14 protein-coding genes are annotated in these 13,651 nt (G+C 63.5%); 6 read left to right on the forward strand and 8 right to left on the reverse strand.

Annotated features, from left to right (window positions below; translation table 11 throughout):
• The 4 genes from AC27VQ_RS16220 to AC27VQ_RS16235 all read right to left on the reverse strand — a co-directional run.
• A partial coding sequence (locus tag AC27VQ_RS16220) for an iron-sulfur cluster assembly protein (RefSeq protein WP_488717070.1) occupies window positions 1-226 on the reverse strand: 226 nt, incomplete at its 3' end.
• Window positions 227-347: 121 nt separating this feature from the next.
• Window positions 348-1,091: a helix-turn-helix transcriptional regulator gene (locus AC27VQ_RS16225; RefSeq protein ID WP_488717071.1), complete on the reverse strand. Its 744-nt coding sequence runs from the start codon at window positions 1,089-1,091 to the stop codon at window positions 348-350.
• A gap of 84 nt (window positions 1,092-1,175) precedes the next feature.
• On the reverse strand, window positions 1,176-1,913 hold the full coding sequence (locus AC27VQ_RS16230; RefSeq protein ID WP_313531896.1) for a helix-turn-helix transcriptional regulator: 738 nt from the start codon (window positions 1,911-1,913) through the stop codon (window positions 1,176-1,178).
• 263 nt (window positions 1,914-2,176) lie between these two features.
• Window positions 2,177-2,959, reverse strand: coding sequence for an IclR family transcriptional regulator (locus tag AC27VQ_RS16235; protein WP_488717245.1), 783 nt, complete (start codon window positions 2,957-2,959; stop codon window positions 2,177-2,179).
• A 106-nt stretch (window positions 2,960-3,065) separates the two neighbouring features.
• On the opposite strand from AC27VQ_RS16235, the gene AC27VQ_RS16240 reads away from it, so the two are divergent.
• From AC27VQ_RS16240 to AC27VQ_RS16260, 5 genes are all read left to right on the forward strand, one after another.
• Entirely contained in the window at window positions 3,066-3,827 is a 762-nt protein-coding gene (locus AC27VQ_RS16240; RefSeq protein WP_488717072.1) for an SDR family NAD(P)-dependent oxidoreductase, read from the forward strand.
• Window positions 3,827-4,744 carry a 2-dehydro-3-deoxygalactonokinase gene (locus tag AC27VQ_RS16245; RefSeq protein WP_488717073.1) on the forward strand — a complete coding sequence of 306 codons (918 nt, stop codon included), beginning with the start codon at window positions 3,827-3,829 and terminating at the stop codon, window positions 4,742-4,744. The genes AC27VQ_RS16240 and AC27VQ_RS16245 overlap by 1 nt, the downstream gene beginning before the upstream one ends.
• A gap of 23 nt (window positions 4,745-4,767) precedes the next feature.
• On the forward strand, window positions 4,768-5,406 hold the full coding sequence (locus AC27VQ_RS16250) for a 2-dehydro-3-deoxy-6-phosphogalactonate aldolase (protein ID WP_488717074.1): 639 nt from the start codon (window positions 4,768-4,770) through the stop codon (window positions 5,404-5,406).
• The gene (locus AC27VQ_RS16255) at window positions 5,403-6,287 is read left to right on the forward strand and encodes an SMP-30/gluconolactonase/LRE family protein (RefSeq protein WP_488717075.1); all 885 of its coding nucleotides are present in this window, start codon (window positions 5,403-5,405) and stop codon (window positions 6,285-6,287) included. Before AC27VQ_RS16250 ends, AC27VQ_RS16255 begins: the two co-directional genes overlap by 4 nt.
• A gap of 220 nt (window positions 6,288-6,507) precedes the next feature.
• On the forward strand, window positions 6,508-7,188 hold the full coding sequence (locus AC27VQ_RS16260; RefSeq protein WP_488717076.1) for a PRC-barrel domain-containing protein: 681 nt from the start codon (window positions 6,508-6,510) through the stop codon (window positions 7,186-7,188).
• A gap of 60 nt (window positions 7,189-7,248) precedes the next feature.
• Here AC27VQ_RS16260 and AC27VQ_RS16265 read toward each other — a convergent pair whose 3' ends face one another.
• Window positions 7,249-8,790 carry a trimethylamine methyltransferase family protein gene (locus tag AC27VQ_RS16265; RefSeq protein ID WP_488717077.1) on the reverse strand — a complete coding sequence of 514 codons (1,542 nt, stop codon included), beginning with the start codon at window positions 8,788-8,790 and terminating at the stop codon, window positions 7,249-7,251.
• Window positions 8,791-8,878: 88 nt separating this feature from the next.
• On the opposite strand from AC27VQ_RS16265, the gene AC27VQ_RS16270 reads away from it, so the two are divergent.
• Window positions 8,879-9,805 (forward strand): LysR substrate-binding domain-containing protein, encoded by a 927-nt coding sequence (locus AC27VQ_RS16270; protein ID WP_421591833.1) that lies wholly within the window; start codon window positions 8,879-8,881, stop codon window positions 9,803-9,805.
• Between the two features lie 3 nt (window positions 9,806-9,808).
• On the opposite strand, the gene AC27VQ_RS16275 is transcribed toward AC27VQ_RS16270, so the two are convergent.
• The 3 genes from AC27VQ_RS16275 to AC27VQ_RS16285 form a co-directional block, all read right to left on the reverse strand.
• Window positions 9,809-10,144: a PilZ domain-containing protein gene (locus AC27VQ_RS16275; RefSeq protein WP_117368619.1), complete on the reverse strand. Its 336-nt coding sequence runs from the start codon at window positions 10,142-10,144 to the stop codon at window positions 9,809-9,811.
• A 109-nt stretch (window positions 10,145-10,253) separates the two neighbouring features.
• A complete protein-coding gene (locus AC27VQ_RS16280) occupies window positions 10,254-11,612 on the reverse strand; it encodes a putative bifunctional diguanylate cyclase/phosphodiesterase (protein WP_313531913.1) in 1,359 nt (452 codons plus the stop codon).
• Window positions 11,613-11,838: 226 nt separating this feature from the next.
• Window positions 11,839-13,578: a response regulator gene (locus tag AC27VQ_RS16285; protein ID WP_488717078.1), complete on the reverse strand. Its 1,740-nt coding sequence runs from the start codon at window positions 13,576-13,578 to the stop codon at window positions 11,839-11,841.
• Between the last annotated feature and the right edge of the window lie 73 nt (window positions 13,579-13,651).

Genomic DNA, 13,651 nt, shown 5'->3' on the forward strand with positions numbered 1-13,651 from the left:
TGGCCGCCTTGATGCCGGGGATTTCCTTGACGACACGCTCTGCGGCGGCGCGCATGGGATCGAGCTCGCGGGCGCGCTCAGCGGGCACGGTGATCGAGAAATAGGCCTTGCCGTCGGAAATGAAGACGTCGGAAACCATGCCGAGATCGACGATGTTGCCGTCCATATCAGGACCGCGCACCGTGCGCAGCCGTTCCAGCACCTGTTCCTTGCTTACGTCCGTCATGAAATCCTCATCAACCTGCCGCGGGATCGGCCCGCCGCCTTCGTAGATAGTGCACGAAAAGGCGGCAGCCAAACGAATTTACGGACGATGGGCAGCGGCATCTTTGCCTGAAGGCAAGAACCTAGGCGATCAGCCCGCGGCGGATCGCCTTCACCACGGCCTGGGTGCGGTTGACCGCCTCCAGCTTGCGGGTGACCTGGTTGAGGTAGTGATTGACCGTGTGCTCGGAGAGACCGAGGATTTCGGCGATTTCCAGGCTGGTCTTGCCCGCCGCGGTCCAGCTCAGGCACTGGATCTCGCGCTCGGTGAGCACCACCTGTCCCGACTTCCAGGCCGCACCGATTTCGGCCAGCCGGTTGAAGAGGTGGACGGAGATCATCTGCAACATCAGCCGGTCATCGCGGCTGAGCGCGGCATTGTCTCCACCCCAGACGATCGCGCCGCGATTGCCGAGCGCGTCGTGCACCGGAAAGAAGTGACCGACGAGCATGCCGTGACTGGTCATCACGTCGAGCAGCTCGGTGAAATCCGTCTGTTCCGACGATTCTCCAATCCATTCGCGCATGTCGTAGGAAAACGGCACCGTCGTCAGCCGAAGCTTGCGGATACCGGCGCTGTGGCGCACCATGCGCAACGCATCGTATTTGCCGATGATTTCCTGCGGCCAGTTGCTGACGATGGAATAGGCCGAGAGCTTTTCCGCCTCGAAGCCGGGCAGCGTGAAGACAATAAAATATTTCAGACCATATTGTTCGCATTTGCGCCGCATATAGCGCACGATGTCGAACTGGGTCTCAAGAGCAGCGATCTCGCTGCCGTCGTCCTGGAGCTGGTTTTCACCGCCGCTCGTTTCATCCGTTGTCATTGTTCCCCGCATTTCTTTTGTCGCCTTGGGCATTTGGAGCGGGACCGTGCGCATTCCAGACTATCTCAAGGTGTTTTTTATGCATTAGTTCAAAAGACCGGCGCGGATCGCCTTGGCGACCGCTTGGACCCGGTTAACCGCATCGAGCTTGCGGGTCGCCCGGTTCAGATAGTGATTGACCGTATATTCCGAGAGGCCGAGGATTTCGGACATTTCCACGCTCGTCTTTCCGGCCGAGGCCCAGGACAGGCATTCGACCTCGCGGCGCGACAGCGAAACGTGCTGCCCCGCGGCGGCTTTCAGCTCGACGACTTCGGTAAAGATGAGGTTGGCCATGGCATTCAGCTCGGCCATTTCCCGTGGATTGAGCGCTTCACGCGTGCCGCCGAAGGCAAGGGCCCCGCGCAGGCCGGCGGAATTGTGCGCCGGGAAATAAGCGCCACGCGTCATGCCGTGTTTCTCGAAAAGCGAGGCCGCAATCGCCGCCTTGCCATCGGTGCGGCGGCGGTTGGTGCCGTCAGCATCATAGGCGAAGGGATTGGTGCTCTGGCGCAGGCGCTCAATGACAGGGCTTCCGAAGATCAGACCGGCATGGTCATAGGTCTTCAGCATCTCGTCCGGCCAGGACGTCATCAGCACGTTCGAGGAAAAATCCGTCGAGGTTTCCGAGGGAACGTTGATCAGCAGGTAGCCGCGCAGGTCAAAGCGCTTGGCGAGACCATCAAGCTTTTCAGCAACATCGTCCTGCGAACCCATGGCCAAGGGGGCACGGCCCCAACGCGTCTGGGATTGCGCAGATATCGTATGGAATCGATCCGCCATGTCCAATCTTCCTTCAGCAACGCACGCAACCGCGCGGCAGACCCTGCCGGCACAATGCACTGCTTGCTTCAGGAACCCCCGTATCCCAATGCAAGTATGTTCGATGAACCGCGCTCAAGTTCGCGGCAAGCGACGCAACTTAGAAGCTGGTCGTCACGGAAGCTAATGGCGGCCCCCATCCACGTCCAGCGTGATTTTCTAATTTACCGTAAAATGGGGGCACAAGACAACCATGTGACCATTTACGGACCATTCACCACGACTTATCGTTGCGGGCCAAGCCGTGCCGCGAGTTCTCCCATGATGCCGCGGGCCGCTTCGCCGACCAGCGGCGCCCATGCCGCAAGCTGCTCCTCGCTGACACGATAGGCCGGTCCCGTCACCGAAACGCCCGCCACGAGCGAACGGCTTTCGTCGAAAACCGGTGCGGCGACGCAGCGGATGCCCGGCTCGTGCTCCTCCCGGTCGAAGGCGATACCGCTCTGCCTGATGCGGTCGAGTTCGGCGACGAAGGACGGCCGGTCGGTGATCGTGTGCGGGGTGAAGCGGCGGAATTCCATATCGGCGAGGATGGTGTCCAGCGCCGCGGCGTCGAGCGTGGAAAGGGCGGCCTTGCCCACTCCCGTGCAGAAGGCGGGCGAGGCATTGCCGATCTGCGAATTCATGCGCACCGCCTGACGGCTCTCCACCTTGTCGAGATAGATGATCTCCCGGCCGCGCAGCACGCCGAAATGCACTGTCTCGCCGGTCTGCCGGTGCAGCGCCTCCAGAAAGGGCGCGGAGACGGCGCGGACCTCGTTGCGCGCCCAGCTTGCCGAGGCGAGCTTGAGCAGGCGCAGGCCCGGCACATAGGCGTGGTCTGGGCGAAGCTCCAAGAGGCCCTCCTGTACGAGATGGGTAAGCTGGCGGTGCAGCGTACCGCGCGGCTGGCCGCTGACGGCGAGCACATCCGTGAAGCGCAACGGGCGATCCGACAGCGCCACCGTTTCGAGGACCGCCATGGCCTTGCCGAGCGTGCCCGTACCACCCTCGCCGTCCCGCTCCATTTCCATCGTGCCGCACCCCGCCTGTCTTGACTTGCGACAAAGCTAGCGGAATAATTCCGAATAATCAAACTCAGTTCCAAATATTGGAACAAATTTGGAGAAACCCATGGCCGGCCGTTATCCCGACCTTGTCGGACAGGGCGTGCTCATCACCGGCGGGGGCTCAGGCATCGGCGCGGCGCTGGTGGCCGGCTTTGCGGCGCAGGGCGCGCGCGTCGCCTTCCTCGACATCGCCGAGGCGGATAGCCGCGCGCTCGTTGCAGACCTCGACGGCAAGGTCGTACACCGGCCCCATTATATAAGGGTGGATCTGCGCGATATCGCGGCCCTGCGCGTGGCCATTGCCGAAGCGGCGGATGCGCTCGGCGGCCTGCGCGTGCTCGTCAACAACGCCGCGCGCGACGACCGGCACGATCTGGAGGCGGTCGAGCCCGATGACTGGGACGAGAACCAGTCGGTCAACCTCCGCCACCATTTCTTCGCCGCCCAGGCGGTCGCACCGCATATGCAAAAGGCCGGCGGCGGAGCGATCGTCAATTTCTCCTCCATCGCCTATCTGCTCAACATGGGCGAGCTTCCCGGCTATGCGGCGGCGAAGGCCGGCATCGTTGGCCTGACGAAGTCGCTCGCCGGCAAGCTCGGCCCGGACAAGATCCGCGTCAACGCCATCCTGCCCGGCATGGTGCTGACGGAGCGCCAAAAGCGCCTGTGGATCGACGAGGCCGACATTGCCGGCGGCATCGCCCGGCAATGCCTGAAGCGCTCGCTCATTGCCGACGATCTGGTCGGCCCCTGTCTTTTCCTGGCGTCGGATGCGTCCGCCGCCATCACTGCACAAACATTGATTGTCGATGGAGGCATGCTCTGATGACTGAACCCGCTTACGTCGCGGTGGACTGGGGAACGTCCAGCTTCCGCCTCTGGCTCATCGGCAAGGACGGCGGCGTGCTCGCCGAACGCCGCAGCGGCGAAGGCATGACGACCGCCGCCCGCACGGGGTTTGCAGAGGTGCTGAACAGCCACCTTTCTGCCATTGCCGCGCCGGCAGGTCTGCCCGTCCTGATCTGCGGCATGGCCGGTGCCAAGCAGGGCTGGGTCGAGGCCGGCTATCTCGATACGCCCGCCGCCCTTCTCGATATTCCGGCCGCCGCCGTGCGCATTCCCGGCGTTGAGGCCGATATCCGCATCCTGCCCGGCCTTGCCCAGCGCGATCCGGCGGCCCCGGACGTCATTCGCGGCGAGGAAACGCAGCTGCTCGGCGCCGCCGCGGAACTCGGCAATGGCGACCATCTCGTCTGCATGCCCGGCACGCACAGCAAATGGGTGCGCCTCTCGGGCGGCCGGGTCGAGGGTTTCTCGACCTTCATGACGGGCGAACTGTTCGACGCCATCGCGAAGAACACCATTCTCAGCCATTCGATTGCCGAGGCCGGCCCGGTCTCCGGCCGCAGCGACGCCTTCCGCGCGGCCGTCAGCCGCATGGTGAAAAACCCGGCGCTGGCGACCAGCCAGCTGTTTTCGGTGCGGGCCGGTGCCCTGATATCAGGCCTTACGCCCGACGATGCGAAGGCCCGCCTCTCCGGCACGCTGATCGGGCTTGAAATCGCCGGCGCGCTGTCGCTGGTCGCCGAGGGCACGCCGGTCGCACTCGTCGTTTCCGGCGGGCTCGGCACGCTCTATGGTGAAGCCCTTGCCGCCGCAGGCCTTGCACCCATCGTCATCGATGCCGATACCGCCGTGCGAAACGGCCTTGCCGCTGGCGCCAAGGCGCTCTGGTCCCTCTAATTCCTCCCCACGAAAGCAGACAGATGAGCCGCATTCCCTTTCCCCCGATGAAATATCCGCTGATCGCCATCCTGCGCGGGCTGAAGCCGAGCGAGACCGAGGCCGTTGTCGGCGCGCTGATCGAGACCGGCTTTACCGCCATCGAAATCCCGCTCAATTCGCCCGAGCCGTTCAAATCCATCGAGATCGCCGCAAAGATGGCGCCGGAAGGCTGCCTGATCGGCGCCGGCACCGTGCTGACGGTGGAGGACGTCCTCAGGCTCGACGCCGTCGGCGGCAAGCTGATGGTGAGCCCCAATGTCGAGCCCGATGTGATCTCGACGGCCGCCGCCAGGGGCATGGTGACGATGCCCGGCGTCTTCACGCCGACCGAGGCGCTGGCCGCTGCCCGCGCAGGGGCGACGGGCCTGAAATTCTTCCCCGCCAGCGTGCTCGGCCCGTCCGGCATCCAGGCCATCCGCGCCGTGCTGCCGGCAGAGCTTGAGATCGCGGCCGTCGGCGGCGTGTCGGAAAAGAACTTTTCCGACTATGCCGCCATCGGCATCCGCAGCTTCGGCCTCGGCTCCAGTCTCTACAAGGTCGGCATGGGAGCCGACGAGGTGCGGGCGCGCGCCAAGATCACGATCGAAGCCTATGACACCGTCTATGGAGCCAGCCGATGAGCGACAACCATTCCTTCACCGGCCGCATCCTCGACGCGGTCGATTGCCAGCTCGGCGAAGGCCCGACCTATGATCCGGCGACCGACACGGCGTTCTGGTTCGACATCAAGGGCCAACAGCTGCACGAACTGCATCTCGCGACCCTGAAGAAGACCGTGCACGACCTGCCCTTCCTGGGCAGCGTGCTCGCCGTCGTCGATGCGGAGCGCCAGCTCATCGTTTCCGATCGGGGCCTGTTCATCCGCAGCGTCGCCGACGGCACGCTGGCCCCCTTCGCGAAGCTGGAAGACAAGGCCGAAAACCGATCGAACGACGGCCGCGTGCACCCCTCCGGCGCACTCTGGGCCAGCACGATGGGCCGCACGGCGCAAAAGCATTCCGGCGCGATCTATCATGTGGCCGGCACGACGGTGACGAAGCTGTTTGCCGATGTGACCATTCCCAACGGCATCTGCTTCTCGCCGGATGGCGCGACCGGCTACTTCGTCGATTCCGCCGTCAACAAGATCATGCGCGTCCCGCTCGATCCGAAAACCGGCCTTCCCGCGGGCGAACCCCAGGTCTTCTCCGATCAAAGCGGCGAGCCGGGCGACGTGGACGGTTCGGTCTGCGATGCCGACGGCCTCATCTGGAACGCTCGCTGGGGACAGGGTGCCGTCGATGTCTACAAGCCCGACGGCACGAAGATCGCGCGCTACAGCGTGCCGGCCACGCAGTCCAGCTGCCCGGCTTTCATCGGCGCGAAGGCGGACCGCCTGCTGGTGACATCGGCCTGGGCGGACATGGATGAAGCCGCCCGCCTTGCCGATCCTCATGCCGGCAAGACCTTCGAGCTTGGCATAGCCGTCAAGGGCCGGTTCGAGCCGAAATTCTCGATCTGAGACATCGTCCGATCGATCGAATGCCAGATTGCGGCTCCGGATTGACCGATCCGGAGCCGTTTTTTACGCATAGCTTAAGTATCTGGACGATCAAAAAGAAGGCAATTTTTATCGGAACCAAACCGAGGGGTCGTCGTTTTCTAGACATCAGCGGGTGCGGACGGCCTTTCAATAACCGCCGCGCCTTGATGCCAACGAGAGACGAAAAGGCAGGTTCCAAATGACCAACAAGCTTCTTACTTCCGTTGCCGCCAGTGCCATTTTCCTCGGCGCGGCCCTTGCTCCCGCGGCCTATGCGCAGGACACCACCAAGCCCGCGGCCGACCAGACCCAGACCATGGAGCAGCAGCCGGGCCTGACCGGTGACGCCGCCACAGGCACCACTCCGGGCGACACCGCCGCCAACCCGTCCACGACGCCGACCGAAGACACGGCCCAGACGCCGGCAACAGGTACCGCTACGGAAGACACCGCCCAGGCTCCGGCCGCCGGAGGCGACTATCTGACAGCCCAGTCGGATGAGCAGATCAGCGCCAACACCTATATCGGCCAGTCCGTTTACAACAGCGGCGATGAAAGCATCGGCAAGATCTCCGACCTGATCATGGCCAAGACCGGCGGCGTTGACGCAGCCATCATCGGTGTCGGCGGCTTCCTGGGCATCGGTGAAAAGTGGGTCGCCGTTCCGTTCGAGAAGATCGCGATCACGCAGGTTCCGGACTCCGACGACGTCAAGCTGACGACCTCGGAAACCGCCGAAAGCCTGCAGGCTGCGCCGGAATTCAAGACCAAGTCGCAGCAGGTTGCCGAACGCCAGGCCAACACCCCGGTCGATACCTCGACGACCTCGTCGACGACCACAACGGGCACGGCCCCGGCCACGACCCAGCCGGCTGAATAAGCGTCAGTTTTCTGACCTCCAGCCCGGTGGCGCTCCCTGCGCCACCGGGTTTTTCATGCTTCAATACCAGGCATCGGCCATCGCGGCCTTCTTGCGCTCCATATAGTCACACAGCGCTTCGTCGATCGCCACATCCAGCGGCGGGGCCTCATATTCAGCAAGTGTTTTCTTCCACTGGCGGTTGGCGCGCGTCGCCATGTCGGTCGAGCCGCCCTCCTCGCTCCATTTCTCGAAAGGCTCGTTGTCGGAGAGCGTCGAATCCCAGAAGGCCGTCTGGTAGTTGCGCATCGTATGATCGCAGCCGAGGAAATGACTGCCGGGGCCGACTTCGAGGAAAGCATCCATCGCCAGCGTGTTATCATCCACAGTGACGCCGGCGAGATAGGAATGCAGCGCGCCGCAGAGATCGGCATCCATCACGAATTTCTCGTAGGACATGGCGAGCAGCCCATCCAGGAAGCCGGCGGAATGCAGGATGAAATTCGCGCCGCAATGCACGGCCGACAGCATCGACATCATCCCTTCCTGCATGGCCTGCCCGTCCGGCAGCTTCGAATTGGAGAAATTGCCGGCGCAGCGCAGCGGCAGGTTCAGGCGGCGGGCCAGCTGTCCGACGACCATGGAGCCGATGGCCGGCTCCGGCGTGCCGAAGGTCGGCGAGCCCGAGCGCAGCGACATGGAGGAGAGGAAGTTGCCGAAAATCACCGGCGCGCCCTTGCGCTCCAGCTGGGTAAGCGCGCAGCCGGCCAGTGTTTCGGCGAAGGATTGGGCGATGGCACCGGCATTCGTCACCGGCCCCATCGCGCCGCCGAGAATGAAGGGCACGATAACGGCCGCCTGGTTGGCGCGGGCATAGGCCCGCAGCGACTTGGTCATGGTGCCGTCCCAGACGAGCGGCGAGTTGACGTTGACATTGCCGAGGATGACGCAATTCTTGTCGACGAAATCCGCGCCGAACAGGATGCGCGCCATGTCGATGGAATCCTCGGCGCGGTCTTCCGCCGTGATCGAGCCCATGAAGGCGCGGTCGGAATATTTCATATGGCTATAGACCATATCGAGGTGGCGCTTGTTGACGGGAATGTCGACCGGCTCGCAGATCGTGCCGCCGGAATGGTGCAGCCAGGGGCTCGACTGGGCGAGCTTGATGAAGTTCCTGAAATCCTCCAGCGTGCCGTAGCGCCGGCCTTTGTCGAGATCCATCACGAAGGGCGAGCCATAGGCCGGCGAGAACACGACGTTCCGACCGCCGATCTGCACGTTGTTGGCGGGGTTGCGGGCGTGCTGGGTGAACTCGGCCGGCGCGGTGGAGACGATCTCGCGCAGCATGCCGGGCTCGAAGCGCACCAGGAGCCCGTCCACCTTGGCGCCGGCCCGTTTCCAGTGGTCGATGACAGCAGGGTCGTCGCGAAACTCGATGCCGACTTCGGCGAGGATGCGATCCGCCGCACGCTCGACCTTCTGAAGATTCTCCTCCGACAGCACGTCATAGGTCGGGATGCCGCGCACGATATAGGGCACGCCCAGCGGCTTTGCGGCATTGTCGCGCCGCGTGCCCCTGCCCCGCCGTGCCGGCGCTTCGATCGTTGCTGCTACACCCATGATCACCTCCATAATTGGAAGTGAGGCTAGGCTTGAAAAAGAGTGCTGTAACGCTGGAAAAAATTGTTCGACACGATAAGCTTGATTTATGGAAACCCTGCGCCGCCTGCTCCCCTCCGCCTCCAGCCTCATTATCTTCGAGGCCGCCGGGCGGCACCAGAATTTCACGCGCGCCGCCAACGAACTCGGCATGACGCAGGCAGCCGTCTCCTATGCAGTGCGCAATCTGGAGGAACAGCTGGGCGTGGCGCTCTTCCACCGCATCCATCGCGCCGTCGAACTGACCGATGCCGGCGAGCGCTTCCATGCCGATGTGACGCTCGGCCTGTCGCGCATCCAGAAATCGGCAGAGGATATCCGGGCCAAGGGACGCGAGGCCAATGTGACGCTTTCTGCCTCGACCGCCTTCGCCTCGATGTGGATGCTGCCAAGGCTTGCGAAGTTGCGCACCGACCTGCCGGATATCGACCTCAGAATCCAGACCAGCGTGCGCGACCTCGATCTCGACGAAGAGACGATCCCGCTCGGCATTCGCGGCGGCGACCCGGCGAAATGGCCGCGCTATCATGCCGCTCTCCTGGCACCGGAGGTGATCACGGCCGTGGCGAGCCCTGCCTTCGTGGAAAGCCGTGGACACCCGAAGACGCCGGAAGAGCTTTTGAAACTGCCGCTCATCCATCTGGAAGAGCCGGTGCGGGCGGCCTGCAACTGGCCGGAGTGGTTCGCGAGCGCCGGCGTGCGTTATCCCGCCCAGGCGCGGCGGCTCGCCATCAACGACTATGTGCTCGTCATCCAGGCGGTGCTGGCGGGCGAAGGTGTCGCACTCGGCTGGCGCCACCTCATCGAGGGACAGGTGCGCTCCGGCGCACTCGTTCCCGTCGGCGGCCATTCGCTGGAACTCGCCGAAGGTTTCTACGTGGTCTGGCCGCGCTCGCGCGAACTCAACGGACCGGCGCGGCGCGTGCGCGACTGGCTGGTCGAGGAAGGGCGGCTGAGCCGGGAGACCTCCCTGTAACGCCTACCTTCTCAACACCGGCTTCACCTCTTCGTGGAAGAAGCGGAAATAGGAGGTGATCTGCGCCAGCGCGTTGGTCGACAGCTTGTACTGGATGCCGAGACGGCCGTTGGAATACCAGCGCACGGTGCCGCTGAGGCGGCCGAGTTCCTCGCTCTCGATCGTCACCATCTGGCCGGGCATGGCCTGGAGCGGCTTTTCCAGGTCGAAGGCCATGCCGGTCGGCGAGAGATCGACGACGCGCGCCCGCGAGGACTGGTGCATGACCTGGACATTGGCAAAAATGCGAACCCTGGAACGATCGTTGCCCCTGACGGGCATGTCCTTGATGGTCGCCATCCCTGTTAACCCCCAATTGTTCTTTCTGCTGGGAGCATAACCTTGAGCATTTGCCGTCCCGCTAAACCGGACGGTACAATTTTAAGGAAGTGACATATTTAGGCACGCCTCAAGCCGAGGCGGCGCGGCCTTCGACCGTCACATAGCGGTCGGCGAGGTAGCGCATGGTGGCGACGGCATCCGCCGGCTTGCCGTAGAAATAGCCCTGCCCCATGCCGCAGCCGAGCGCCTTGAGCTTCAGCGCCTCGGAGAAATCCTCTATGCCTTCGGCGACGACGGCAAGGTCGAGGCCTTCGCACATGGCGACGATCGCCTTGATGATGTGTTCGGAGGCCTTGTCGTTGGAGATGCGCGAGACGAAGGCGCGGTCGATCTTCACCTTGTCGAAGGTGAAGTCGCGCAGGCGCCCGAGGCTCGATTGGCCGGTGCCGAAATCGTCGAGCGAGATGCGCACGCCGGCGGCGCGCAATTCGCCGACGATCTTCTGGGCCGTGTCGGCATCCGTCATTACGGCGGTTTCAGTGATCTCCAGCTCCAGCCGGCGCGGATCGAGCCCGACGCGATTGAGGATGGCGAGCGTGTTGAATGCCGTCTTCGGATCCATCAGCTGGGCGGAGGAGAGGTTGAAGGAGAGGAACAGCTCCTTCGGCCAGGACAGGGCGGCCTCGGCAGCCTTGCGCAGCAGCGTATCGGACAGCGCGTCTATGAAGCCGCGCTCTTCGGCGAGCGGCACGAAGACGGCCGGCGAGACATAGCCGAGATCGGCGTCGCACCAGCGCGCCAAGGCCTCGAAGCCGACGACCGTGTCGTCGCGCAGGCTGACGATCGGCTGGAAATGCACGTCCACCTCATTGGCGATGATGGCATTGCGCAGCGCCTGCTCGAGCTGCGTCGCGCGCTTCATCTCCTGGGCGATTTCCTGCGAATAGACGGTGATCTGGCCGCGGCCGCGGCGCTTGGAACGGTAGAGCGCGGTGTCGGCGCTCTTCAGAAGTTCCGTGAAATCCTCGCCCGCGAAGGGATAGATGGCAAAGCCGAAGGAGGCCGAGAGGCGCACATTGCGGTCGCCGAGATCGAACGGGGCGGACAGCACCTCGCGCAGCATCTGGCCGATCTTCTCCGCACCCTTGCGCTCGAAGACCAGCGGCAGCACGAAAGCGAACTCGTCGCCGCCATGACGGGTGACGGTGGCGCCGTCGGGAATGCAGGCCTTCAGGCGATGGGCGACCTGGCAGAGGATTTCATCGCCGGCGCGGGGGCCGAAAAGATCGTTGATGGGCTTGAAACCGTCGAGATTGGCGATGCCGATGGCGAAGGGAGCCGGGTCCTCTTCACGCTCCTTGGCGATCTGGCGAACCTTGTCACGCAGGCGGTAGAGATTGCCGAGCCCGGTCAACGGGTCGGTATAGGCCATGGCATGGAGGTCAGTCTGGGAAACATCCAGTGCCGCATGGTCAGCAGACTTCATCAATGATTTCCCGTACTTGCACTCAACCTCCGAAGACCGCTTCACGATGCGCCATGTCTGTTAACAAAAACATAGCAAGCGATCGTCAGTCCTGCCCACCGGCCTCCCCAAATCTGGGGAGTTGACCCGATATCCTCACCCTAAAGCGTCCCGCTTTCGCGGGACTTGCCTTGAGCATTTTCGCATTATCCGATGCCGAAGCGATCCCGCTTCGGCTGGAAATGCTCTACGCGACGGACTTCTCCAGCTTCCCGGCGGCATAGCGCCGATAAATCGCCTCGATCATATCCGGGCTGACCGGCTTGGTGATGTAGTCGTCCATGCCGGCATCCATGCAGTTCTGCATATCGACATTGAGCGCCTGGGCGGTGACGGCGACGATAGGCGTATGGGTTCCGGTAAGCTCCTCCGCCTGCCGGATTTCCCTAGCCGCATCGATGCCGTTCATCACGGGCATGGAGATGTCCATCAGGACGAGACGGGGTTGATGTTTGCGCCAGAGCATCACCGCCTCCTCGCCATTCTCGGCGATGCGGTGCGAGATGCCGAGGCCTTCGAGGATCTGCGAGAAGACGAACTGGTTGATCTGGTTGTCCTCGGCCACCAGCACGTCGACATCGCCGACGGCGGCGGGCAGCATGGCGGTGATATCGGTCGCGATATACCAGTCGTCGGAGAAGGAGACGGGCGTGACGATATCGCCGAGCGGTGAATCGTTTTCCGACAGCAGTTCGTGTTCCTCGACGAGCACGCGCATGAAATCCGGACCGATGCCATCGGGCGTGATCAGCCGCGTGGCGATGCCACGGCCGTTGCCGGCCATCGCCTCGTGATCCGGCATATTGTCGTCGAGGATAATGAGGTCGATTGCAAGGTCGTGCTGTGTGGCAAGTGCCAGGAAACTATCGAACTCATGGCGGCTGCGCACCGCGCAGCAATCGCCGCCGCGCGCCTTGAACTCGCCGACCAGAATCTCTTCGATGCGGGTATTGGGCGTGGCGACGAGCACGCGCTTGCCGGACACGCCGCGCAGATCCTCCGCACCGAGCTGTTCCAGCAGCAGACGGCGTTCGGCATCGCGCACCGGATCGAAGCAGTTCTGCCCCTCGACAAAACCGCCCGTTACACGCAGGAAGGCATCCTCGCCGTCAGACACGGCGTTGCTGCCGGCGACAAGCGCCGTCACGTCGTCCATGATCGTCACGACGACATGGTGGCCCGGCGCGCCGATGCGGTGCTTGCGGGTCAGGATGTAGAGATCGGAGCCATCGGCGCGGATGACGTGCTCGGGCAGCACGGATGGTTCGCCGGTCTCCAGCACATGCCGGTCGCTGCGCTCGATGCGCTCGGCATTTTCCGCGTCCGCCAGGTCCCAGACCGTGCGGCCGAGGATACCCTCGGGCGTGGCGTTGTAGATGGTGCAGAAGGCCTTGTTGGCCGCGATATAGGCAAGGTTGCGATCCTTGACGATGACAGGCGACGGCAGCGTCTCGAGGATCGCCTCGGTCAGCGCGATGCGGTCGAGATCGGAGCGCCACTGCTCCTCCTGCTTCTTCTGTTCGGAGACGTCGACCAGCGTGGTGACATTATAGCCGTTCGGCAGGCGGCGCTTGCGGAAATGCAGCCAGCGGTCGCGGCTTAGCCGTTCGACCGCATCATATTGTTCGCGCCAGTGCACGGAAATCTGTGCGGAGATCCACTCCTCGCGGTTGACGGCCTTGTGGCGTTGTTCCGGAGGAATGCCGTAGCGAACACCGGTATCGAAAATCGCGCCGAGCACGTCGCGCAGGCGCGAGCCGGGCTTCAGCGTATCGGCATGGATGGGGAAGTAGCGCAGGACCTGACGGCTGGCGAAAACGAGGCAATCGTTCTTGTCATAGACGATCACGGCGGCGGCGAGGATATCGCACGCGGCCTCAAACATTCCCAGCCGGATGTGCGCGTCGGATGACGCTACATCATTCATGTGGCAGTCCTCGCCTGTCTGGCATTCCCATGAAACATGCTGAACGGCGCGCAAACGCCTTGGGACATCGGGA

Source organism: Shinella sp. 20P9.1.1, from assembly GCF_057798995.1.

Excerpts from the sequence above, each read along its gene's own strand:
- AC27VQ_RS16225 (WP_488717071.1), bottom strand. The coding sequence starts at position 1,091 with ATGACAACGGATGAAACGAGCGGCGGTGAAAACCAGCTCCAGGACGAC.
- AC27VQ_RS16230 (WP_313531896.1), bottom strand. The coding sequence starts at position 1,913 with ATGGCGGATCGATTCCATACGATATCTGCGCAATCCCAGACGCGTTGG.
- AC27VQ_RS16235 (WP_488717245.1), bottom strand. The coding sequence starts at position 2,959 with ATGGAGCGGGACGGCGAGGGTGGTACGGGCACGCTCGGCAAGGCCATG.
- AC27VQ_RS16240 (WP_488717072.1), top strand. The coding sequence starts at position 3,066 with ATGGCCGGCCGTTATCCCGACCTTGTCGGACAGGGCGTGCTCATCACC.
- AC27VQ_RS16245 (WP_488717073.1), top strand. The coding sequence starts at position 3,827 with ATGACTGAACCCGCTTACGTCGCGGTGGACTGGGGAACGTCCAGCTTC.
- AC27VQ_RS16250 (WP_488717074.1), top strand. The coding sequence starts at position 4,768 with ATGAGCCGCATTCCCTTTCCCCCGATGAAATATCCGCTGATCGCCATC.
- AC27VQ_RS16255 (WP_488717075.1), top strand. The coding sequence starts at position 5,403 with ATGAGCGACAACCATTCCTTCACCGGCCGCATCCTCGACGCGGTCGAT.
- AC27VQ_RS16260 (WP_488717076.1), top strand. The coding sequence starts at position 6,508 with ATGACCAACAAGCTTCTTACTTCCGTTGCCGCCAGTGCCATTTTCCTC.
- AC27VQ_RS16265 (WP_488717077.1), bottom strand. The coding sequence starts at position 8,790 with ATGGGTGTAGCAGCAACGATCGAAGCGCCGGCACGGCGGGGCAGGGGC.
- AC27VQ_RS16270 (WP_421591833.1), top strand. The coding sequence starts at position 8,879 with ATGGAAACCCTGCGCCGCCTGCTCCCCTCCGCCTCCAGCCTCATTATC.
- AC27VQ_RS16275 (WP_117368619.1), bottom strand. The coding sequence starts at position 10,144 with ATGGCGACCATCAAGGACATGCCCGTCAGGGGCAACGATCGTTCCAGG.
- AC27VQ_RS16280 (WP_313531913.1), bottom strand. The coding sequence starts at position 11,612 with ATGAAGTCTGCTGACCATGCGGCACTGGATGTTTCCCAGACTGACCTC.
- AC27VQ_RS16285 (WP_488717078.1), bottom strand. The coding sequence starts at position 13,578 with ATGAATGATGTAGCGTCATCCGACGCGCACATCCGGCTGGGAATGTTT.